This window comes from Pandoraea anapnoica (assembly GCF_902459765.1).
Lineage (GTDB): Bacteria > Pseudomonadota > Gammaproteobacteria > Burkholderiales > Burkholderiaceae > Pandoraea > Pandoraea anapnoica.
Genome location: NZ_CABPSP010000007.1, coordinates 113,773 through 134,910, shown reverse-complemented (window position 1 = coordinate 134,910; position 21,138 = coordinate 113,773). Strand labels below are relative to the sequence as shown.

20 protein-coding genes are annotated in these 21,138 nt (G+C 63.4%); 8 read left to right on the top strand and 12 right to left on the bottom strand.

Annotation, left to right across the window (positions count from 1 at the left end; all coding sequences use genetic code 11):
• Nucleotides 1–324: 324 nt before the first annotated feature.
• The 4 genes from tilS to cysS all read right to left on the bottom strand — a co-directional run bounded on the left by tilS (nucleotide 325) and on the right by cysS (nucleotide 5,589).
• Nucleotides 325–1,839 (bottom strand): tRNA lysidine(34) synthetase TilS, encoded by a 1,515-nt coding sequence (gene tilS / locus PAN31117_RS13250; RefSeq protein WP_281349173.1) that lies wholly within the window; start codon nucleotides 1,837–1,839, stop codon nucleotides 325–327.
• A gap of 49 nt (nucleotides 1,840–1,888) precedes the next feature.
• Nucleotides 1,889–2,857 (bottom strand): acetyl-CoA carboxylase carboxyltransferase subunit alpha, encoded by a 969-nt coding sequence (locus PAN31117_RS13245; protein ID WP_150738597.1) that lies wholly within the window; start codon nucleotides 2,855–2,857, stop codon nucleotides 1,889–1,891.
• Nucleotides 2,858–3,034: 177 nt separating this feature from the next.
• Nucleotides 3,035–4,159 (bottom strand): endonuclease III domain-containing protein, encoded by a 1,125-nt coding sequence (locus PAN31117_RS13240; protein ID WP_150738596.1) that lies wholly within the window; start codon nucleotides 4,157–4,159, stop codon nucleotides 3,035–3,037.
• A gap of 26 nt (nucleotides 4,160–4,185) precedes the next feature.
• Nucleotides 4,186–5,589: a cysteine--tRNA ligase gene (cysS, locus tag PAN31117_RS13235; RefSeq protein ID WP_150738595.1), complete on the bottom strand. Its 1,404-nt coding sequence runs from the start codon at nucleotides 5,587–5,589 to the stop codon at nucleotides 4,186–4,188.
• 256 nt (nucleotides 5,590–5,845) lie between these two features.
• Between cysS and PAN31117_RS13230 the strand changes: the two genes are divergently transcribed.
• The 4 genes from PAN31117_RS13230 to PAN31117_RS13215 all read left to right on the top strand — a co-directional run bounded on the left by PAN31117_RS13230 (nucleotide 5,846) and on the right by PAN31117_RS13215 (nucleotide 8,654).
• Complete coding sequence (locus tag PAN31117_RS13230; RefSeq protein WP_246189063.1) at nucleotides 5,846–6,562, top strand: tetratricopeptide repeat protein; 717 nt, start codon at nucleotides 5,846–5,848, stop codon at nucleotides 6,560–6,562.
• Between the two features lie 94 nt (nucleotides 6,563–6,656).
• The gene (locus PAN31117_RS13225) at nucleotides 6,657–7,232 is read left to right on the top strand and encodes a peptidylprolyl isomerase (RefSeq protein WP_150738695.1); all 576 of its coding nucleotides are present in this window, start codon (nucleotides 6,657–6,659) and stop codon (nucleotides 7,230–7,232) included.
• Nucleotides 7,233–7,277: 45 nt separating this feature from the next.
• Complete coding sequence (locus PAN31117_RS13220; protein WP_150738593.1) at nucleotides 7,278–7,772, top strand: peptidylprolyl isomerase; 495 nt, start codon at nucleotides 7,278–7,280, stop codon at nucleotides 7,770–7,772.
• A 27-nt stretch (nucleotides 7,773–7,799) separates the two neighbouring features.
• Nucleotides 7,800–8,654, top strand: coding sequence for a UDP-2,3-diacylglucosamine diphosphatase (locus tag PAN31117_RS13215; protein ID WP_150738592.1), 855 nt, complete (start codon nucleotides 7,800–7,802; stop codon nucleotides 8,652–8,654).
• Between the two features lie 80 nt (nucleotides 8,655–8,734).
• Here PAN31117_RS13215 and cysE read toward each other — a convergent pair whose 3' ends face one another.
• Complete coding sequence (gene cysE, locus PAN31117_RS13210; RefSeq protein ID WP_150738591.1) at nucleotides 8,735–9,535, bottom strand: serine O-acetyltransferase; 801 nt, start codon at nucleotides 9,533–9,535, stop codon at nucleotides 8,735–8,737.
• A 317-nt stretch (nucleotides 9,536–9,852) separates the two neighbouring features.
• Nucleotides 9,853–10,671, bottom strand: a complete 819-nt coding sequence (locus PAN31117_RS13205) for an RNA methyltransferase (protein ID WP_150738590.1) — start codon at nucleotides 10,669–10,671, stop codon at nucleotides 9,853–9,855.
• 393 nt (nucleotides 10,672–11,064) lie between these two features.
• Between PAN31117_RS13205 and PAN31117_RS13200 the strand changes: the two genes are divergently transcribed.
• Nucleotides 11,065–11,928: an inositol monophosphatase family protein gene (locus tag PAN31117_RS13200; protein ID WP_150738589.1), complete on the top strand. Its 864-nt coding sequence runs from the start codon at nucleotides 11,065–11,067 to the stop codon at nucleotides 11,926–11,928.
• 138 nt (nucleotides 11,929–12,066) lie between these two features.
• On the opposite strand, the gene gltX is transcribed toward PAN31117_RS13200, so the two are convergent.
• The 6 genes from gltX to ssuE form a co-directional block, all read right to left on the bottom strand.
• The gene (gene gltX, locus PAN31117_RS13195; RefSeq protein WP_150738588.1) at nucleotides 12,067–13,458 is read right to left on the bottom strand and encodes a glutamate--tRNA ligase; all 1,392 of its coding nucleotides are present in this window, start codon (nucleotides 13,456–13,458) and stop codon (nucleotides 12,067–12,069) included.
• Nucleotides 13,459–13,687: 229 nt separating this feature from the next.
• Nucleotides 13,688–13,903, bottom strand: coding sequence for a TOBE domain-containing protein (locus PAN31117_RS13190; RefSeq protein WP_039399140.1), 216 nt, complete (start codon nucleotides 13,901–13,903; stop codon nucleotides 13,688–13,690).
• Between the two features lie 75 nt (nucleotides 13,904–13,978).
• Nucleotides 13,979–14,983: an ATP-binding cassette domain-containing protein gene (locus PAN31117_RS13185; protein WP_150738587.1), complete on the bottom strand. Its 1,005-nt coding sequence runs from the start codon at nucleotides 14,981–14,983 to the stop codon at nucleotides 13,979–13,981.
• Nucleotides 14,980–15,855, bottom strand: a complete 876-nt coding sequence (gene ssuC / locus PAN31117_RS13180) for an aliphatic sulfonate ABC transporter permease SsuC (protein ID WP_150738586.1) — start codon at nucleotides 15,853–15,855, stop codon at nucleotides 14,980–14,982. The genes PAN31117_RS13185 and ssuC overlap by 4 nt, the downstream gene beginning before the upstream one ends.
• An 81-nt stretch (nucleotides 15,856–15,936) precedes the next feature.
• Nucleotides 15,937–17,094, bottom strand: a complete 1,158-nt coding sequence (gene ssuD / locus PAN31117_RS13175) for an FMNH2-dependent alkanesulfonate monooxygenase (RefSeq protein ID WP_150738585.1) — start codon at nucleotides 17,092–17,094, stop codon at nucleotides 15,937–15,939.
• Between the two features lie 14 nt (nucleotides 17,095–17,108).
• Entirely contained in the window at nucleotides 17,109–17,714 is a 606-nt protein-coding gene (ssuE, locus tag PAN31117_RS13170) for an NADPH-dependent FMN reductase (RefSeq protein ID WP_150738584.1), read from the bottom strand.
• Nucleotides 17,715–17,967: 253 nt separating this feature from the next.
• Here ssuE and PAN31117_RS13165 point away from each other — a divergent pair, with 253 nt between their 5' ends.
• From PAN31117_RS13165 to PAN31117_RS13155, 3 genes are all read left to right on the top strand, one after another.
• Entirely contained in the window at nucleotides 17,968–18,732 is a 765-nt protein-coding gene (locus tag PAN31117_RS13165) for an AraC family transcriptional regulator (protein WP_150738583.1), read from the top strand.
• 114 nt (nucleotides 18,733–18,846) lie between these two features.
• Nucleotides 18,847–19,212, top strand: a complete 366-nt coding sequence (locus PAN31117_RS13160) for a tRNA-binding protein (RefSeq protein WP_150738582.1) — start codon at nucleotides 18,847–18,849, stop codon at nucleotides 19,210–19,212.
• Between the two features lie 215 nt (nucleotides 19,213–19,427).
• Nucleotides 19,428–21,077: a phosphoethanolamine transferase gene (locus tag PAN31117_RS13155; protein WP_246189061.1), complete on the top strand. Its 1,650-nt coding sequence runs from the start codon at nucleotides 19,428–19,430 to the stop codon at nucleotides 21,075–21,077.
• Nucleotides 21,078–21,138: the final 61 nt, after the last annotated feature.

The window sequence follows — 21,138 nt, the reverse complement described above, 5'->3', positions numbered from 1 at the left end:
AATGTATCGCGTTGGCGTCGGTTTGGCGCACATTGCGCTGCGATGAACCCACGAAGCCGCATCCGGCAGCAGGTTATGCTGAATTTCGCGGAAGTTTTAGTCGGCGGTGCCTCGTTGTTCATTGGGCTCGGCTCAATCCCCTTGAGCCGAGGAACACACAGGTTTTTCGCCCCGACCTCTTGCCGTCCAGCCCTCTCAACCTTCCGGGCAGCGGGGATTGGCAGCACCCGACTAGGCTCCACTGAAAGTCGCTACGCCAGGGCGCTACCAATCCCCGCCACTCAAATTTCCGAATCCAACCTCAAACCTCGTCGCGCCGACGGCTCACGCCTCATCGCGCCACTCCATCGCCCATCGCGGGCCACCCTCCTCCCGCTGCGCTACACCGTCGACACCCAGCCTCGGGACGAAGACGATCACCCCCGCCTGCCACACGATCGGTACGTTTCTCAACCACGCCGCAACACCTCGACTCTGATACCAATGCTTCAGCGACCGCGAATGGCCCTGCGCATGCTCTCGCCAGCGCTCGCCACCCGCCCTCGCCTTTGCGACTAACGCCGATGCGCGCAACACCCGCTCGTCGATGCTCCCCGACGCCTCTTCATCGCCGCTCACCGGTGTGAAGACGATGCTGCCCTTCCACTGCGGCAAATGCCACTCGCGCTCACCCGCCCAGCGCAGCACGACGTCGGACGCCACATCGTCCGGATCCGCCGTCTCGTAGATCGCAGTCCACTGCAATTCGTCGCGATACAACCGCAGCACCGCTTCGCCATGCGGCAATTCGAGCGACGCGTCCGCCTGCGCATCACGAATCTGACGCACCCACTCATCAAGACGCGCTTCCGGCGGCGTCGCCAGGCCGCGACGTGCCGTCCAGTAACGCAGCAAGTTCGCCAGACGTGCCGCGTCGAGGCCCTGCAAATGCGTTCTCTGCAAACGCTCGTCGTCGCCCACAGTCGGCGCACGCGCCCTCTCGAAATCGAGCCGCGCCAATTGATCGAGCAATGTCTGCGCCTGCGCAGCATGACGCGCAAATCGCGCCAGCGTCTCGCGATAAGCAGGCACGTGCGACGCAATCGCAGGCATTACGTCGTGACGCAACGCATTGCGCAAATAGTGACGATCTTCGTTCGACGGATCTTCGACCCACGTCAGCGATCGCGCCTTGGCGTACGCACGCACCGTCTCGCGCGAAACGTCGAGCAACGGTCGCAACAGACGCACACGATCCGAGCGATGCCCAACGACCGGCAACGCACCTTCCAACGCCATCGCGGCCACGCCCGGCAGCCCGGCACCGCGCAACATCTGCAATAGCACGGTCTCTGCCTGATCGTTGGCATGATGCGCCGTCAGCAACCAATCGACGTCATGCGCCAGGCAGATCGACGCCAGCGCTTCGTATCGCGCCGTACGCGCCGCGCCTTCGATACCTTGTCGCGCATCCATCGGCACACTCACGCGTCGCGCTTCGAAGGCGAACCCACGAAGACGCGCCTCGCGCTCGCACACAGCGAGCCAGTCGTCAGCATGCTCGGAGAGCCCGTGATGAATGTGGATGGCCAGCGGCTGCGGCATCGGCTCGTCCGCTTCGCCTAACGCCCCGGTTTCGCGGCGCTTTTGCACCCAATGCGCCAACGCATCGAGTAGCACCATTGAATCGACGCCGCCACTGAGCGCGAGTGCAAGACGTGGCGTGGGCGATGCAGGGGAATCGCGACCGGGCAGGACGTGCGCCGTCAATGCAAGACGTAATGCGACGTCTACATGTGCAACTGCCGCGTCGCATCGGGCAGATGCGAACGCGGCAGCAGAGGAATCGTGATGAGGCATCGGATTCGGCGTCATCGCCACGACGGGCGACGACGCATCGGCATGCGCTTTACTTCGTGCCGGCTTCCTTGAATTTGCCATAGCTCATCAGGCGCTCGAAACGACGCTCGAGCAGCTCCTTGTGGCTCATGCCCTGGAACTGACGCAGCGAGTCGGCCAGCGCACGCTTGAGCATACCGGCCATACCGAGCGGATCGCGTTGCGCGCCACCCAGCGGCTCGTTGACGATCTTGTCGATCAGGCCAAGTGCCTTCAGACGATGTGCCGTCAGGCCCAGCGCCTCGGCAGCCTCAGGGGCCTTCGCAGCGCTCTTCCACAGAATCGATGCGCAACCTTCCGGCGAAATCACCGAATACGTCGAGAACTGCAACATCATGACGGTATCGGCGACAGCCACGGCCAACGCACCGCCCGAACCACCCTCACCGATGATCGTGGTGATGATCGGCGTCTTGAGTTCGGTCATCGCGTACAGGTTGTGACCGATGGCTTCCGACTGACCGCGCTCTTCGGCATCGATGCCCGGATAGGCACCCGGCGTGTCGACGAACGTGAAGAGCGGAAGGCCGAACTTCTCGGCCATCTTCATCAGACGCAAGGCCTTGCGATAGCCTTCCGGACGCGGCATGCCGAAGTTGCGCATGGCGCGCTCTTTGGTGTCGCGACCCTTCTGGTGACCGATGACCATACAGGCCTGGCCGTTAAAGCGCGCCATGCCGCCCACAATGGCGTGATCGTCCGAGAAGGTACGGTCGCCATGAAGCTCATGAAAATCGGTGAAGATGTCGCGGATGTAATCGAGCGTGTACGGACGCTGCGGATGGCGTGCGATCTGAGAAACCTGCCACGGCGACAGGTTTGCGTAAATGTCCTTGGTGAGCTGCTGGCTCTTCTTGGAGAGGCGCTCGATCTCTTCGGAAATATCGACGGCTGAATCGTCTTGCACGAAGCGCAACTCTTCAATCTTCGCGTCGAGTTCGGCGATCGGCTGTTCAAAATCCAAAAAGGTGTTCTTCATCAGGTTTCCCCGGAAATGCGGCAGCGTATTGTACCGCCGGTAACGTCTACCCGGATGAGATAGGCAACTTTCATCGCCTGCCGATCCGCAATAGCCGTCAAAAATGACTGGATGAGACGGAATGGACGCGGATTATACGTCCTCGCGTCTATAGAAACCGTAAATGATCGGTATCGATCAATATTCGACTGGCACCGGTTCGAGACTTCGCCACATGTACCACGTGGCGACGGAGCGCCAGGGCTCCCAATTGGCAGCGACTTCGCGTGCCTCGCTTCGCGTGACGGGCTCGCCGCTGAAATAGTTGACGCTGATGGCGTTGATCAGCCCGACATCGTCGAGCGGTAGAACGTCGGGACGCAGCAGGTTGAACATCAGGAACATCTCCGCCGTCCAGCGGCCGATGCCGCGGATGCCGGTCAGCTCGGCAATGACTGCCTCGTCGTCCATGCTCGCCCATGCATCCACATGCAACGCACCCGACTTGAAATGCGTCGCCAGATCGAGAATGTATTCGGCCTTGCGACGCGACAGTCCACAGCCGGCGAGCGCATCGTGCCCCACCTTGATGAACTGCGACGGCGAGAGCTTCGGGCAGATCGCCACGACGCGATCCCAAACGGCCTGCGCCGCCTTCACGGAAATCTGCTGACCGACGATCGAGCGCGCGAGCGTGACGAACGGCTCGCCGCGCCCGGTCAGATGCGCCGGGCCAAACTGAGGAATCAGCTTCTTGAGAATCCGGTCGCGCTTCATGAGATCGGCACACGCCTGATCCCAGAAGTCGGGACGCGTTGCGCCCGGCGCAACCGGCAAGGGCACAACGCCCGTCACCGCCTGCTCGACCATCTCATGTTCGAGACGCTCGATCTCCGGCGTGACGATGCGCGTCTCGCCGTCGCGCTTGGCGATAACGCGCCGCGTGGTGGCCGCGCTGGACGCGTCCGGTTTCGCGGAGGTCTTGCGCGGGGTCTTCACAGGCGCCTTCGAAGCCGCCTTCTTTGCGACGACCGGCCCGGCCTTCGACACCGACGCCTTGCGGGCTGCGCCCACGCCGGACGACTTCGCAGGTGCCTTCGCTGTCTTGCTCGCCGCCGTCTTGCCTGCTGGCTTGATCGTCGGCTTGACGGTCGCCGTCCGCGTTGCGGTCGACGCGATTGAGCCGGTCGACTTCAGCGGACTGCGACGCGCGCCGTCGACCGGTGCCGACACCGGTTTCGCCGTCGTCGAACCTTTTGCCGAACGCTTGGCCGCCGGGGTCCCGGTTGCGACCTTCGCGGCTACGGATTTACGAGTCACCATGAGTGTTTTGCCTCGATGCGTCGCGCTCAGGCACGACGCCATTCGGTGGCGCCTCCGGGACGGTCTTCCAGCACGATCCCCTCGGCCAGCAATTCGGCACGAATGCGATCGGCTTCCGCAAAATTACGCTCGCGCTTGGCCTGAGCACGCGCTTCGATACGCGCCTCGACCGACGCACGCAGTGCATCGCCATCGCCCGCCTCATCAACGCCCGTCGCCCCTTGCAGGAACGATTGCGGATCGCGGCCGAGCAGGCCCAGCGTCGCCGCCAGCCCATGCAACTGACGCACCAGCACAGGATCGCGCTGCTTGTTGATTTCACCGGCCAGCTCGAACAACACCGAAATGGCGACCGGCGTGTTGAAGTCGTCGTTCATCGCGGCGGCAAATCGCTGCGCAAACGGCTCGTTCCAGTCCAGCGGCGCACCGTCGCCCACCGCATCCTTGAGCGCCGTGTACAGACGCGTCAGACCGCCGCGCGCGTCGTCCAGATGGGCATCGCTGTAGTTGAGCGGACTGCGATACTGGGCGCGCAGAATGAAGAAGCGCACGACTTCCGCGTCGAACTTCGCCAGCACTTCACGAATGGTGAAGAAGTTGCCGAGCGACTTGGACATCTTCTCGTTGTCCACGCGCACGAAGCCGTTGTGCATCCAGTAATTGACGAACGTCTCGCCCGTCGCCCCTTCGCTCTGCGCGATCTCGTTCTCGTGATGGGGGAATTGCAGATCCGCACCGCCGCCGTGAATGTCGAAATGGTTGCCGAGCAGCTGGCAGCTCATGGCAGAGCACTCGATGTGCCAGCCCGGACGGCCAGCACCCCACGGCGACGCCCATTTCGACTCGTCCGGCTCGGTGTCCTTCGCGCGCTTCCACAACACGAAGTCGAGCGGATCCTGCTTCGCCGTATTGGCCGCCACGCGCTCACCCGCACGTAGGTCTTCGATGGACTTACCCGACAACTTCCCGTACGTCGAGAACTTGCGCACGGCATAGTTCACGTCGCCATCTTCGGCCTGATAGGCGTAGCCGTTGCGTTGCAACGTGCCGATCATATCGACCATCTGGGGAATGAAGTCGGTCGCACGCGGTTCATGGTCGGGACGCTGGACGCCGAGCGCATCGGCGTCTTCGTGCATTGCAGCAATGAAACGCGTAGTCAGCTCGCGCATGGTCTCGCCGTTCTCGACTGCGCGCTTGATGATCTTGTCGTCGATATCCGTGATGTTGCGCACGTACGTCACACGATAGCCGAGCGTGCGCAACCAGCGCTGCACCATGTCGAACACCACCATCACGCGCGCATGACCAATGTGACAGTAGTCGTACACCGTCATCCCACAGACATACATGCGAACTTCGCCGGGAACGAGGGGTGTGAACGACTGTTTATCTCGCGCGAGCGAGTTGTAGACACGGAGTGAATCCATAGATATGCGCTTGACCGGGCGGCAACAGCGCTGGACGCTGCGACGATATCCCCGTGTGAAACGAGAGCGATATCGCGAGGCGGGCTGCGCGCCGTGCGGTAGAAAAAACGAACCTGCGAACCGCCTCCACCGCCACATCGAGAAATGGCGCGGGCCGGGCGCAGGTGTTTTGTTAGAATGCGGCCGAGTATAGCATCTCTTGCGCACCTCTCAGGTATCCCAAGCACCCACTATGACGCAACGAAGCCGGTCACTTTTGTCTCCCCTGACGCACGTTCCTTCGCGCCTTCTTTCCCATGTGCGCCCGCTCGCCGCTGTCTCGCGCAGCGCACGCGCGCTCACGCTCGCGGCCGCGACGCTCGGCGTAGCCAGCGCGCTGTTCGCACTGCCCGCCGGCGCGCAGGCCATCACCGATCCGCCCCCGCCCAAACCGCTGCAAACGCCGCAGCAAGCGAGCGAATCGACCATCAACAAGCTGGTCGATGCGGACAAGTTCAACGACGCCCTGACCAAGATCGACGAGCATCTGAAGCAATACCCGCGCGACGCGCAGGTGCGCTTCACGCGCGGTCGTGTGCTGATGGAAATGGGCCGTAATGCGGAAGCCATCGACGCCTTCACGGCGCTCACGCAGGACTTCCCGGAACTGCCCGAGCCGTTCAACAACCTGGCCGCGCTCTACGCGCAGGCCGGGGAGTACGACAAGGCGCGTGCCGCTCTCGAAAGCGCGATTCGCAACAACCCGAACTTCGCCGTCGCGTATTCGAATCTGGGCGACATCTACGCCAAGCTCGCGCAGCAGGCTTATCAGAAATCTCTGAAGCTCGCGCCGACGGCCCGCGTGTCGAACCGCGAAAAGCTGCTGTCCAATATGCTGACCCCGCAACGCGCCGCGCCTGTCAGTCAGACGCCGTCGCCGCAAAAGCCCGGCGAAGACGCCGCAGTGAAAAACATCGGCAAGTCGGGCAACTAAGCCCGGGCTAGCGACTCGAACTCCGTTCCTCATTCCCCCTTCTCATCGATACAGGGAGACACGCATGTCCTTTCCGAATCGCCTGCGTCGCGCCATGCTCGGCAGCGTTGCCACCGTGGTGGCGGCCGCGGCCCTGACGGGCGCAAGCCTGCCCGCCTTTGCGCAGAACGCGCAGCCGCAGGTGCAATTCAAGACGTCGCTCGGCAATTTCGTGGTCGAAGTTAACCCGAAGGCAGCACCGAAGACGGTCGAGAACTTCCTTCAGTACGTCAACGATGGCTTCTACAACGGCACGATCTTCCATCGCGTGATCAACGGCTTCATGATTCAGGGCGGCGGTTTCACTCCGAACATGGACCAGAAACCCACGCACGGGCCCATTCCCAGCGAATCGAAGAACGGCCTGAAGAACACCGTCGGCACCATCGCCATGGCCCGCACCTCCGATCCGAACTCCGCGACCGCGCAATTCTTTATCAATGTGAAGGATAATGCGTCACTGGATTACCCCAACCCGGATGGCTTCGGCTATACGGTATTCGGCAAGGTGGTGTCCGGCATGGACACGGTCGAGAAGATCAAGGGTGTGGCCACGACCCGCAAGGGCATGTATTCCGACGTGCCCTCCACGACGGTCGTGATCGAATCGGCCAGCGTCGTCAAACGCTGAAAATCCTCCGGCCCGCCGGGATCATTTCATTAGAAGGAAAGCATCATGGTTGAACTGCACACCAATCACGGCGTCATTCGCATCGAACTCGACGCAGCCAAGGCACCGAAGACGGTCGAGAACTTCCTGAATTACGTCAAGAACGGTTTCTATGACGGCACGGTGTTTCACCGCGTCATCAACGGCTTCATGATTCAGGGTGGCGGTTTCGAAGCCGGCATGAAGCAAAAGCCGACCGAAGCGACCATCGAAAACGAAGCCAACAACGGCCTGAAGAACGACAAGTACACGCTGGCCATGGCCCGCACGAACGATCCGCACTCGGCCACCGCCCAGTTCTTCATCAACGTGAACGACAACGACTTCCTGAACCACAGCTCGCCCACGCCGCAAGGCTGGGGTTACGCCGTGTTCGGCAAGGTCGTCGAAGGCCAGGAAGTGGTCGACGCCATCAAGGGCGTGAAGACCGGTTCGAAGGGCTTTCATCAGGACGTGCCGGTTGAGGACGTCGTGATCGAGAAGGCTGTGATCGTCGCGTAAGCGCCCTCACGCGAACTGCGACACTCGATGCCAGTATCGACTGCGCGGTGCCCGCAATGCCCCGTAACACCACGGGGCGACGGGCCCGCGCTTTTCATTTCCGATCTTCACCTCTCGCCGGCCCTGCCGCAGACGGTGCAAGTCTTCGAAGACTTCCTGCGCGGCCCCGCGCGTGAAGCGTCCATCCTTTTCATCCTCGGCGATCTGTTCGAATACTGGATCGGCGACGACATGCTCGATGCCGACCGCGACACCGAACCCGCGTCCGCTCCTGCCGCTTCGGCCCCGCCCGCCAGCGAACCGCTCGGCGTGTTTGCGCGCCGCATGACGGCCGCGATGGCGGCACTCTCGGCCAGCGGCGTGCCCATCGCAGTGATGCGCGGCAATCGCGACTTCCTGCTGGGCAAGCGCTTCGCGCGCGCGGCGGGCGCGGTCATGCTCGACGATCCCTGCGTGTTCTCGTTTCTCGGCCAGGCGCTCGTGCTCAGCCACGGCGACCAGCTGTGCACCGACGATGTGGGTTATCAGCGCTTTCGCCGCGTTGCGCATTCACCGCTCGGCAAAGCCTTTTTCCTGACGTTGCCGCTGCGCATGCGCATGGGGATTGCGGATCGCATCCGCCGACGCAGCGCCGCCAAGGGCGCACATCGCATGGCCTACGCCGACGCCAACGCCAATGCCATCGCCGCGCTGCTCGACGCCGCAGGCGAGCGCACGCTGGTGCACGGCCACACGCATCGTCCGGCACGTCACGTCGACGGGAGACGCGTACGCTGGGTCCTGCCCGACTGGGAATTCGATTTGGATCCCCCACGCGGCGGCTATCTGCAATGGGACGCGCACGGCTTGCGGGCCATCGACCTCGCGCCCTCTGCGACATAAGCGTTGAGATGTAAAAACGGCTCGTTGCTGACGAGCCGTTTTTGTTTGGATCAGAGACGTCGACACAAGGGTCCACCGCGTCACATATCCTGAATTTCCTTGCCCAGCTTGCGCAGTTCCGCAGTGTCGATCTTGCTCGCACCGAGCGCTTCGAGATGCGCGCCGAGTTGGTTGAGCGCCGCCACCATGACATCGATTTTGTGCGACTGATCCGTGGCGTTCTCTATCAGGCCGTGAATCGCAAGCGAGACCGGGTCATCGGCGTTGGGCGTAATGCCGTAGGCCGAGAACTCCGGCGATTCCGGCTTATTCGGCTGATTCGGCTTACACTCGCCTTCGCCAGCCTTTGCGCCCTCGCGCGGCGCACCCGGACGCACGACGCGCGCCGGGTTGCCCACCGCCGTGCCACCCGCCGGTACCGGCTTGACCACCACCGCGTTCGAACCGATCTTCGCGCCCTCGCCCACCGTAAAGCCACCGAGCACCTTCGCCCCCGCCCCCACGATCACGCCCGCTTCCAAGGTCGGATGACGCTTCGCGCCGCGCGCGAGCGACGTGCCCCCGAGCGTCACACCCTGATAGATCGTGCAGTCGTCGCCGATCACCGCCGTCTCCCCGATCACCACGCCCATGCCGTGATCGATGAAGACGCGCCGGCCCAGCGTCGCACCCGGATGAATCTCGATGCCGGTCAGAAAGCGAGCATATTGCGAGATGTAGCGTCCGCACCATTTGAAACCCGACGTCCAGCAACGATGAGCCACCCGATGCAACATCACGGCATGCAGGCCGGGATAGCAAGTGAAGACTTCCCAGTTGCTACGGGCAGCCGGGTCCTTTTGCCGGATGGCGGCGATATCTTCGCGAAGACGAGTGAACATAAGCCTGAGTTCTGTCCTGTCGTGCGGCGTCCGGCCGTCTTGGGGACGGATCGTCGCGTATTAGCGGGTGATTCCGGGTGTGCAGGAATGCAGCGATATGCAGTGCGTCGGCCGTGGCAGGCGGCGCATTGCGACGCAGCGAAGCGGTGACGCACGCCGACGAGGCAACGCGTCACGCAGGTCAGCGCGGGGCTAACAACAGTGGACGTGGTAAGGCAGAGAGGCGGCGCAACGCTGGCGCAAACGATTCATATCCGCGAAAGGCGTATAAGCATATGAGTCACGATTGTAGGGCGTTTTCGCGATATTTGCAGCCATCAGCGGCGCACCTTGCGCTCCAGAATGTGCTTCGAGATGCCACGCAGGATGTTGACTTCCTCGCGCTCCAGATGGCTCTTCGCGAACAGACGACGCAATCGCGTCATCAGCTTCTTGGGATTGTCGGGGTCGAGAAAATCGAGTTCGACGAGCGCGCGCTCCAGATGCGTGAGCATGCCTTCGACATCGTCGCGTGTCGCCAGCGCGTCATGCGAAGCGGCATCGGCGACCGGTGGCGCCACCATTACGACCTTTGGCGCGTGACCGCGCTCCTGCGCCAGACACGCCATGCGCATTTCCCAGGCGATCAGCTGCACGGCCTGCGAAAGATTGAGCGAGCTATAGACCGGGTTAGCGGGAATGTGCACGAGCGCATTACACCGGTCCACGTCCACATTCGACAAACCGGTACGCTCGCTGCCGAACACGAACGCCACCGCTTCGCCCTGCCCCGCATGTTGCACAGCGATGGCCGCACTCTCGCGCGGCTCGGCGTTCGGCGGCCCGTACTCTCGTGAGCGCGCAGAGAGCGCCACGGCCCAACTCACGCCCTGCAATGCCGTGACGAGATCGGGCACGATCAGCGTGTTGGCGAGCACGTCGTCGGCACCGCTGGCAAGCGCGATCGCTTCCGGATCGCACAGCACGTCAGCCCCGGCACGCGGCGCAGCCAGCACCAGTCGGCCAAAACCCATCGTCTTGATCGCACGCGCGGCCGAGCCGACGTTACCCGGATGACTCGTCTCGTTGAGCACGAAACGCACCTGATCGAACAACGGCGACGGGGAATGGGTAGCGGACGGAGCAGACTGGGACATGAGACGGCGATAGAGGGGAATCGGGAGCGAGAGCGGAAACGACAGTGGACAGCGCACAACGGCGCTATTTTGCCTGATTCGGCGCGGCGGCGGGCCGACGCCGGACGGCACGCCGCCGAAATGCCCGGCAAACACGCACCGACAGCGCTGCCAACAACGCATGGCACGGGGCAAAAACTGCAAAAAGGGTCAGAACGTACAGGTTCCGAAGCGCACCCGCTGCATTTTTGCTAAAATACGCGTTTTCGCCCCTGCAAACGAGCCGCCACACAGTGCGCGGCGCTTGTCGGGGCATCGCTCTTGCTCAATTTGTTCGCTTTGTCTGCCACGCTTGCCGACCGGCCCAATGGGGGTCGCGCGTCACGCCAGCGATGGCCTTAACAGGAATCTGTCATGCAGCATCCCATGCTCAATATCGCGGTGAAAGCCGCGCGCCGCGCCGGCTCCATCATCAGCCGAGCCTCCCTGGACATCGAGAAGGTTCAGGTCAGCAAGAAGCAGCACAACGACTTCGTGACGGAAGTAGACAAAGCGGCAGAGCAAGCGATCATCAGCGTCCTCCTCGAAGCCTATCCCGACCACGCCATCCTCGCCGAAGAATCGGGCGAAGAGCACGGCAATTCCGACTCGGAATTCCAGTGGATCATCGATCCGCTCGACGGCACCACCAACTTCATCCACGGCCTGCCTTACTACTGCACGTCGATTGCCCTCGCACACAAGGGTGTCGTCTCGCAAGCCGTGATCTACGATCCGACCCGCAACGAACTGTTCACCGCCTCGCGCGGCCGCGGTGCTTTCCTCGATGGCAAACGTATTCGCGTCTCGCGCCGTGATCGTCTGGCCGATGGCCTGATCGGCACGGGCTTCCCGTTCCGTGATCTGCAAGGCGTGGAAAACTACCTGAAGATGTTCGGCACGATGACCGAGCATTGCGCTGGCATCCGTCGCCCGGGCGCAGCCGCGCTGGATCTGGCCAACGTCGCCGCAGGCCGTATGGACGGTTTCTTCGAGCAAGGTCTGAACCCGTGGGACATGGCCGCCGGCAGCCTGCTGATCACCGAAGCCGGTGGTCTGGTCGGCAACTACACGGGCGAGTCGGACTTCCTGTTCGAAGGCGAAATCCTCGCGGGCAACCCGAAGATCTACGCACAGATGGTCAAGCTGCTCGAAGGCTATTCGCTCACGAAGCGCCCGGCCCCGTCGGCCAAGTCGGGTACGCTCTCCGTCTCCGCGGAAGGTAGCTCGCAGGCGTAAGCACTTGCAAAGTATCAGGGACGCAGCACTCGCGGCGTCCCCAGTAAAAAACCCCGGTGATGCTCACGCATCCCGGGGTTTTTTGTTTCCGGCACCGCCGTAGCTGCGCCGGAAGATCGTGCCGTGACGTCGAACCGGTCAGGCGGCCAGACGCGCCAGAACTGCATCGCGGCCCAGCAGTTCCAGCACGGCGTCGATGGCCGGCGTGTGCGTGGTGCCTACGACGAGCAGACGCACCGGCATCGCGAGTTGCGGCATCTTCATGCCGTGCTGCGCGAGCGTGGCCTTGAACGCGGGCGAAATGGCTTCCTTCTTCCATTCGGGCAGCGCAGCCAGCGCGGTCGCCAGATCCTTCACGGCGGCGCGTGCGGCATCGGTCATGTGCTGCGTCATGTCTTCAGCCGACGGGGCGGGTGCACGGTAGAACATCTCGGCGCTCGCCGCGATGTCCTTGATCGTGTTGGCGCGATCCTTGAACAGACCGACGACACCGGCCAGCGACGGACCACCCTCGATCGACACGCCCGCCTTTTGCAGGAACGGCTCGGTCAGCCCGGCCAAACGGTCGTTGTCCGCCTGCTTCAGATACTGATTGTTTAGCCACTGAAGCTTTTCCGGGTTGTGCTGTGCGGGCGACTTGCCGAGATGCTCCAGATCGAACCACGCCACGAACTGCTCGCGCGAGAACACTTCCGCGTCGCCGTGCGCCCAGCCCAGACGCGCCAGATAGTTCACCACGGCTTCCGGCAAATAGCCTTCCTCACGGTATTGCACGACGCTCATCGCGCCGTTGCGCTTCGACATCTTCTCGCCCTGGTCGTTGAGCACCGTGGGCAAATGCGCGTACACGGGCCACTTCTTGCCCAGCGCTTCGAAGATGTTGATCTGACGCGGCGTGTTGTTCACGTGGTCGTCGCCACGAATCACGTGCGTGATGTCCATGTCGATGTCGTCGACCACCACGCAGAAGTTATACGTCGGCGTGCCGTCGGGACGCGCGATCACCAGATCGTCGAGTTCTTCGTTCGAGATTTCGATGCGGCCCTTGACCGCGTCTTCCCACACGACACTGCCGGTCAGCGGGTTCTTGAAGCGCAGCACCGGCTGCACGCCGGCCGGCGGCTCGGGCAACACCTTGCCCGGCTCCGGACGCCAGCGACCGTCATAACGCGGCTTCTCGCCACGCACGCGTTGCTGCTCGCGCAGTTCGTCCAGTTCTTCCATGCTCATGTAGCACGGATAGACGTGACCGCCCGCCTTCAGTTGCTCCAGCACTTCGCGATAGCGATCCATGCGCTGCATCTGATAAAACGGACCTTCGTCGTAATCGAGGCCGAGCCATTCCATGCCTTCCAGAATGACGTCCACGGCCTGCTGCGAGGAGCGCTCGAGGTCGGTGTCTTCGATGCGCAACACGAACGCGCCGTGGTTGTGACGCGCGAAGGCCCACGGATAGAGAGCGGAACGGATGTTGCCCAGATGGATGAAACCGGTCGGGCTAGGCGCAAAGCGGGTGCGGACAGTGGTCATGGTTTGGCTTCGGTGCATCGCGTCGGCGACAAACAAAAACGCCCGCAGCGGAGGGATTCGCGCAGGCGGGTCGCCAACATTTGGAAGCCGTCATTATATCAGCCGAGTGCGTGCATTCGCGGCACAGTCCGAGACGGGACTCGGAATTTCCTGCAACCTGCATCGGACGACGCCCCCGCGCGCGCGCGATGCAGGCCGACTACTCAGGAAAAACGCGACGGACAGCCCGTCAAAGCTTGGCGAGCGACACCTCGGTGGCCTTGACCAGTGCCACGACCTCGGAGCCGATATCCAGGCGCAGTTCGTCGATCGAGCGCGTGGTGATGACCGACGTGACGATGCCGCTCGGCGTCTCGACGTCCACTTCCGAAAGCACCGGGCCGCGCAGAATCTCGCGAATACGGCCCTTGAACTGGTTGCGCACGTTGATGGCGGTGATACCCATGATGAACTCCTGTGTTCGAAAAGATGTGATCGAGTGGTCTTAGATGAACGCGTTGAGACGCGTGTAGAGAAGCGGCTAGATCGCCCACCGCACGGCCGCCGCCGGCCACAGCGGCTCGGGGACCGGCACATGCGACGACGGCGCGACCTCGGTTTGCAGCACGCGCGCGAGCACCTGTGCTTCGAGCCCCGCGAATTCGACACTGCCGCGCGCTCGCGGGCGCGCCAGCGACACCGTTTGGTCGAGCCCTAGTTGCCCCTGCTCGATGAGCACGACGCGATCGGCCAGCGCTACCGCCTCCTGTACGTCGTGCGTGACGAGCAGCGCCGTAAAACCGTGTGCGCGCCACAGACGCTCGATCAGCGCATGCATTTCGATGCGGGTGAGCGCGTCCAGAGCACCGAGCGGCTCATCCAGCAGCAACAGATCAGGTTGATGCACCAGCGCACGCGCCAGCGCCACCCGCTGACGCTGACCGCCGGAGAGTTGACTCGGCCAGTCGTCGGCGCGCTCGGCCAGCCCCACTTCGCGCAGCACGTCGCGCGCTTTCGCATGCGAAGACTTCGGCAAACCGATGGCGACGTTCTCCAGCACGGTGCGCCACGGCAGCAGGCGCGCGTCCTGAAACATGATGCGCGTGGCCACCTTGCCGGATGCATCGCCCAGCGCGTGCCCGTCGAGCGTGATGCGTCCGGCGTCCGGCGTCTCCAGCCCGGCGATCAGACGCAGCAGCGTCGACTTGCCGCAACCACTACGCCCCACGATGGCCGCGAATCCACCGCGCGGAATCGTCAGGGAAAAGTCCGACAGCACCGAACGTGCGCCGTAGCGCTTGCCCACGGCATCGACACGCAACCCGCCAGACGTTGGCGCGTCACTCGTCGGGTGCACGACTTTAAGATTCGTCCCCACCGCGCCACGTTGCGCGGCCACGTTCGCCCCGAGCGGCAACCGCGTGCCGAACGGATCGACCTGCGGATCGAGCGACAGCCGGTGTGTATTGCCGGTGGCGCGCTGTTCGGCCGTCCATTCGGCTTCGATGTCTGCACCCGCGACCGGGGCCAGTTGTTGTGCGCTCATGCGTTGGCTCCTCGTTGAAAGGCCGGATGCCAGCGCAACCAGCGAAATTCCAGTTCCTTGGCCAGCACGTCGGCTAGCTTGCCCAGCAGCGCGTACAGCAGAATCCCCACGAGCACGATGTCCGTTTGCAGGAATTCGCGAGCGTTCATCGTCAGATAGCCGATGCCCGATTGCGCCGAGATGGTTTCCGCCACGATCAGCGTCACCCACATCAGGCCGAGCGAAAAGCGCACGCCCACCAGAATCGACGGCAACGCCCCGGGCAGAATCACGTCGCGATACAGCGCCCAGCCGCGCAATCCGTAGCTGCGCGCCATCTCGACCAGCGCCGGATCGACGGCACGAATCCCCGCGTACGTATTGAGATACATCGGGAAGAACACCCCGATGGAGACGAGGAACAATTTGGCTTTCTCGTCGATGCCGAACCACAGAATCACCAGCGGAATCAGCGCCAGATGCGGGATGTTGCGCAGCATCTGGAACGACGAGTCGAGCGCCGTTTCCGCCACGCGCGACAGTCCCGTCAGCATGCCCAGCAGGAGCCCGAGACCGCCGCCGATAAGAAAGCCGATGACGGCGCGTCCGGTCGACACACCGATATCGCGCCAGATCTGCCCCGTGATCGCGAGTTGCCACGCAGCTTCAACGACGGCGGACGGTGCGGGCAGCACCCGTGTCGATAGCCAGCCCTGCTCTGCGGCGAGTTGCCAGAGCGCGACGAGAACGACGGGCACCGCCCACGGCGCGAGACGGCGGGCCGCGCTGCGTCCGTAGCGTTGCAACGCGCCGGGTGCCGCTGCACCGGTGGCGGAGAGGCCGCTGCCGGTGGTGGCGTCGGTGGGCGAAGTCGTCAGCGTAGATTGGGTCATGCGAATTTCCCCCGGGGCATCGCGGCCCCGATTCCGTTCAATCCAATGAAGTCGATGTGTATCGGCGGTAAGGTGCGCGAATCAGCTTTGCGACGCCTGCGGCACGATGTTGTTGGCCATCACTTCGCCAATCGGCCCGGACAACGAACCATGACCGTTCCCAAGCTTCTCGCGCACCTCGCGCGGCAGATGCGGGAACACCAGTTCAGCAAAGCGATACGCTTCTTCGAGGTGCGGATAGCCCGACAGAATGAATGTGTCGATGCCAAGATCCGCGTATTCGCGCAGACGCTGCGCCACGGTCGGGCCATCGCCCACGAGTGCCGTGCCCGCACCGCCGCGCACAAGTCCCACACCGGCCCACAGGTTCGGTGCGACCACAAGCTTGTCGCGGCGCCCGCCATGCAACGCGGCCATGCGTCGCTGCCCTTCCGAATCCATCTTCGCGAACTGTGTCTGCACGCGCGCGATGGTCTCGTCGTCGAGCTTGCTGATGAGCGAGTCGGCGGCACGCCATGCTTCGTCTTCCGTCTCGCGCACGATCACATGCAAGCGCAGACCGAAGCGCAACGTGCGCCCGAGTTTGGCGGCGCGCGCACGCACGTCTGCGATCTTCTCGGCGACGTCGGCCAGCGGTTCTCCCCACGTCAGATAGACATCGAGCTGCTCGGCCGCAATCTGACGCGCTGCCTCCGAAGACCCGCCGAAGTACAGCGGCGGATGCGGCGTCTGCACCGGCGGATACAGTAGCTTTGCACCCTTCGCACGCAAATGTTCGCCGTCGAAATCGACGCTCTCGCCGCGATGCGATTTCTCCAGAATCGAACGCCAGATGCGAAGGAATTCATGCGTCACTTCGTAGCGCTGTGCGTGGTCGGCAAAGAAGCCGTCGCCTTCGAGTTCACCGGCGTCGCCGCCCGTGACGACGTTGATCAGCAGCCTGCCCCCCGACAGGCGATCAAACGTCGCCGCCATACGCGCGGTAAGCGCAGGCGATGCGATGCCAGGGCGAATCGCTACGAGAAACTTCAGATGACGCGTCGAGCCGATCAGGCTCGACGCCGTCACCCAAGCGTCTTCGCAGGAACGCCCCGTGGGCAGCAGAACGCCCTCGTAGCCGAGCGTGTCGACTGCACTCGCGATCTGTCGCGCGTAGTCGAAATCGAACACGCGCCCGCCGTCGGACGTGCCGAGATAACGGGCGTCGCCATGCGTCGGAATAAACCAGAAAACTTGCATACGGACTCCGGCGCTCAGGCAGCGAGCGTCGCACCGGCGACGCGTGCATTCCGGAGGCCTCCGGCGACCTTGCCCGGCCACTGTCGGATCACTTCGCGCTCATGCAGCCATTGCGAGAGCTGATCGACGGTCGCGCCCAGACGTTCGGCGATGGAGGCGTCAAGCGTTGCGCCCTCCTCCTTTGGTACTTGCAGATCGACGGCAAACACGCCCCGCAGAATGTGCTGCGCACCGAGCGCCGAAAGCACTGGCTTGAGCGCATAGTCGAGCGCGAGCAGATGTGCGGGGCTGCCGCCGGTTGCGAACGGGGCGACGAGTTTGTCCGCGAGGCCGTCTTGTGGCAGCACATCGAGGAAAGCCTTCAGCAAGCCGCTATAGGCCGCCTTGTAGACCGGGGTGGCGACGACGACCGCCTGCGCACCGGCCACTTGGGCGAGCGCATGACGCAGATCGTCGTGCGAGGTATCGGCAGCGAGCAGCGCTGCGGGCGAGAGTGCACGGATGTCGATGCGGCGCACCTCGATGCCGGCCGAAGCCAGATCGGATTCGACGAAACGCAGCAACCGGGCGCTGCGTGAGGCGGCCGACGGGCTGCCCGAGATCGTGACGGCGTATGTCATACTTCCCTGCCAAAGACGGGCCACGGCCCTGTGGAATCGAAGCGCGCCACAGACACCTGAGCGGTGCCCGCGATGCAGACCGGGACGTCGAGGAGTACGCGCCGCCGGCCACTGGTGAACCAGTGTAGCGAGGCGTCCCGCGCGCCCGAACCAATCAATCCGGGATAGCTTTGCGCGTTTTCTCATAACCTGAAGTCATGCACCTTTGCCGCCTTATTCCTTCTGGCGGTGATATTCGCACCACCCCATTGCCATGTCCGCCCCGATTCTCGAGCTTCGCGAATACCGTCCCACCGATAGCACCGACACACACGACTTCCATCAGGTCGTGATCGGACTGTCCGGACGCATGTCGCTCTCGCTCGACGGCGACGCCACCCAGCACGGCCGCGTGGGCGCGCGCAACGGCGTGGTCATTCCGGCGGGCGTACGGCATGGCTATCGAGGCGACGGGCCGAACCGGCAGATCGTGCTGGATGTCCCTGCTGCGATTGCCAACGCCACGGGCGCGTCGCGCGCCTTCGCGCGGGAGGCGTTCTTCGCGCTGGATGCCGGTTTGCTGGCGCTGGTCCATCGGGTGAGCGCCAGCGTGGATGACGGCTGCCCGCTCGATGCCGACGACCCCGTCGCGCGGGAATGGCTCGCCGCGCTCGCGCCCCGACTGGCACCGGCACGTCATGCCTCGCGCACCTTGCGACTGGATCTATCGCAAGTCGACGCGCGTCTACAAGCCGACCTCGCCACCCCGCTCGACACCGCCACGCTCGCACGGGAAGCGGGCATGAGCGTGCGGCATTTCCACGACTGCTTCGTGGCGATGACCGGCGAGACGCCTCACCGGCATCTCATGCGCCTGCGGCTCGCCCGCGCTGCTTCTCTGTTGCTCGATGAGGACGCGCCGCTCGCCGACATCGCGCTGGACGTCGGCTTCAACGACCAGAGCGCCCTCACCCGTGCCTTCCGTCAGCACTACGGCCTGACGCCCGCCGCCTGGCGACGCACCCGGACCGCCAGCTGACAGCCCTTACGGCCCTTGCGCCGACGCTGTCTGCCGTATTTCACAAGCCATCCCCACGCGCGGCGCGTTACGCTCCCCCGTTCCTTCCCCATCGCACCGCGAACGGAGCAGCAAATGACGGATTCCGAGCACAAGACCGAGACCCAGAACACCATCGAATGGCAAGACTTCGAGAAGATCGAGCTGCGCGTGGGTACGGTCGTGTCGGCACGCATCAACGAAAAAGCGAAAAAACCCGCGTATGTGCTGGAAGTCGATCTGGGTGAGCTAGGTGTGAAGACATCGAGCGCGCAGATCACGGTGCACTACACGCCGGAGGCCCTCGTCGGCCGACAGGTCCTGTGCGTGTGCAACTTCGGGCCAAAGCGCATCGCGGGCGTCGTGTCCGAGGTGCTGGTGACAGGCTTCGCCGACGCCGACGGGGCCATCGTCCTGGCCAGCGTGGAGCGCAAAGTGCCCAACGGCGCACGCTTGCACTGACCTTCAGCGATCTTCGCCGCAACAAGTTCCCGAGCCATTCCTGAATACCGAACGGCATTCGTCCCAAAAATAACGTCCCCACGACACCAAATACGCGAACTGCGGTCGAAGCTGCGATCCAATTGCTGCCATGAGCGGACGGGCCACCGAAGGCCCCTGCGGCAGCAATCGACAGACACGCCGTGACGTGTCGGCAGCTTTAGGGGATGACCATCTTGAAATCACTGTTTTATCGCCTCGGACTCGGGCTCGGCGGACTCGCCCTGTTCTGGGCGCTCGGCATGCTCAGCGCGAACGAGTTCGGCAAGAGTGCGGCGATCATGGCAACGGCCGTGCCGGGACTCGGCGGCCTGTGTCTTCTGCTGCGAGCGAGACCCGCATGGCTCAGCGCCACCACGCTGGGCGTCATCGCCGTGTTCTTTCTCGATGCGGCGACCAAAGGATTCCTGCGCGATTATTTCGGCTTGCGTCCGAATCATCTGCTGGTCTTGCAGGCGGTATTCAACACCAACACTGCCGAGACGGGCGAGTTCTTTCGCCATAACTGGCGCGACGTGGTCGAAGCCAGTGCCGTCTTCACGATTCTGATGTCGGCAGTGGTCGTGCTGGAGCGCCGCCTGTCGCGCGCGCAGGCTCACCGTCCGCTTCGTCCGCTGCGACGCCGTAGCAAGGTCGCCGTGGCCACGCTCTTCACCGGCTTCGTCGCGCTGCATCTGAACCCGACGATGGCCAAGGAAAATCCGGTGCTCTACTGGCCGCTTCGTTACCTCGACTACAAGGGACAGTTGGCGCACGCCAACGAATTGCAGCGTCAGCTCGATCGCAACATGGCGCGGCGTGCCGACTGGAAGGTGCAGTATCGTGGACCGGCGCAAAAGACGGTGGTGTGGGTGATTGGCGAGAGTTCGAACCGCAACAACATGTCGCTCTACGGCTACGCACGCAACACCACACCGATGCTCGACACGATGCGCGACGACCTCATCGTGTTCCGCGATGTCGTGTCCTCGGAACCGGCGACGATGGCTTCGCTCATGAAGATGCTCACCCCCGCACATCTGGACGACCCCGACGCGTGGACGAGCAAACCCGACCTCCTGATGCTTGCCAAAGAGGCCGGATTCCGCACTTACTGGATCTCGAATCAGATGCCCAACGACGGTTGGCTTGGGTTGGTCGCCAACCGCGCGGACGAGCGTGTCTTCATCAACAAGGGCGCCGGGCGCGGCGAGAACAACTTCGACGGCAATCTGCTGCCGGACTTCGAAGCGGCGCTGGCGAGCGACGCGCCCCGCAAGCTCATCGTCGTGCACTTGCTGGGCGCGCACCCGACCTACGATATGCGCTACCCCGACGAGTTCGCGCGTTTCGACAATACCGATGACAGCGTGATGGCCACGCTCGAAGCACAGGGGCGCTCGCTCTGGGTACGTCATGCGCGCAACGACTACGACAACGCTATCGCCTACAACGACTTTGTCGTCTCCAGCCTGATTCGCAAGACGATGGCAGCGACCGGATCGTCGGACGCGAGTTTGCTGTTCAGTTCGGATCACGCGCAAGAGGTCGGTCACACGCGCAATCACTCGGGCCAATCGGTGGCCGACGCCTCCGGTTACGAGATTCCTATGCTGGTCTGGTCACGCGACGCCGTCGATGCGAAAGCGCGCCCGGCGGTGGAGCAACGTCCCTACCAGACCGACCGTCTGGACCACACGATGCTCGGCCTGCTTAACATCGACACACCGTACTACGATGCGTCGCACGATGTGCTGAGCGATGCGTTCGTGCCCACGCCCCGCCGCATCAATGGCCGAGCGTATGTGCCGTCGGGACTCGCCGCCCTATCGGCCGAGGCGGGCTAACAGCGGGAAACGTTAATTCAATAGCAAGAACCGGAGCGTCTGCGAACCGGGATCTGCCTAG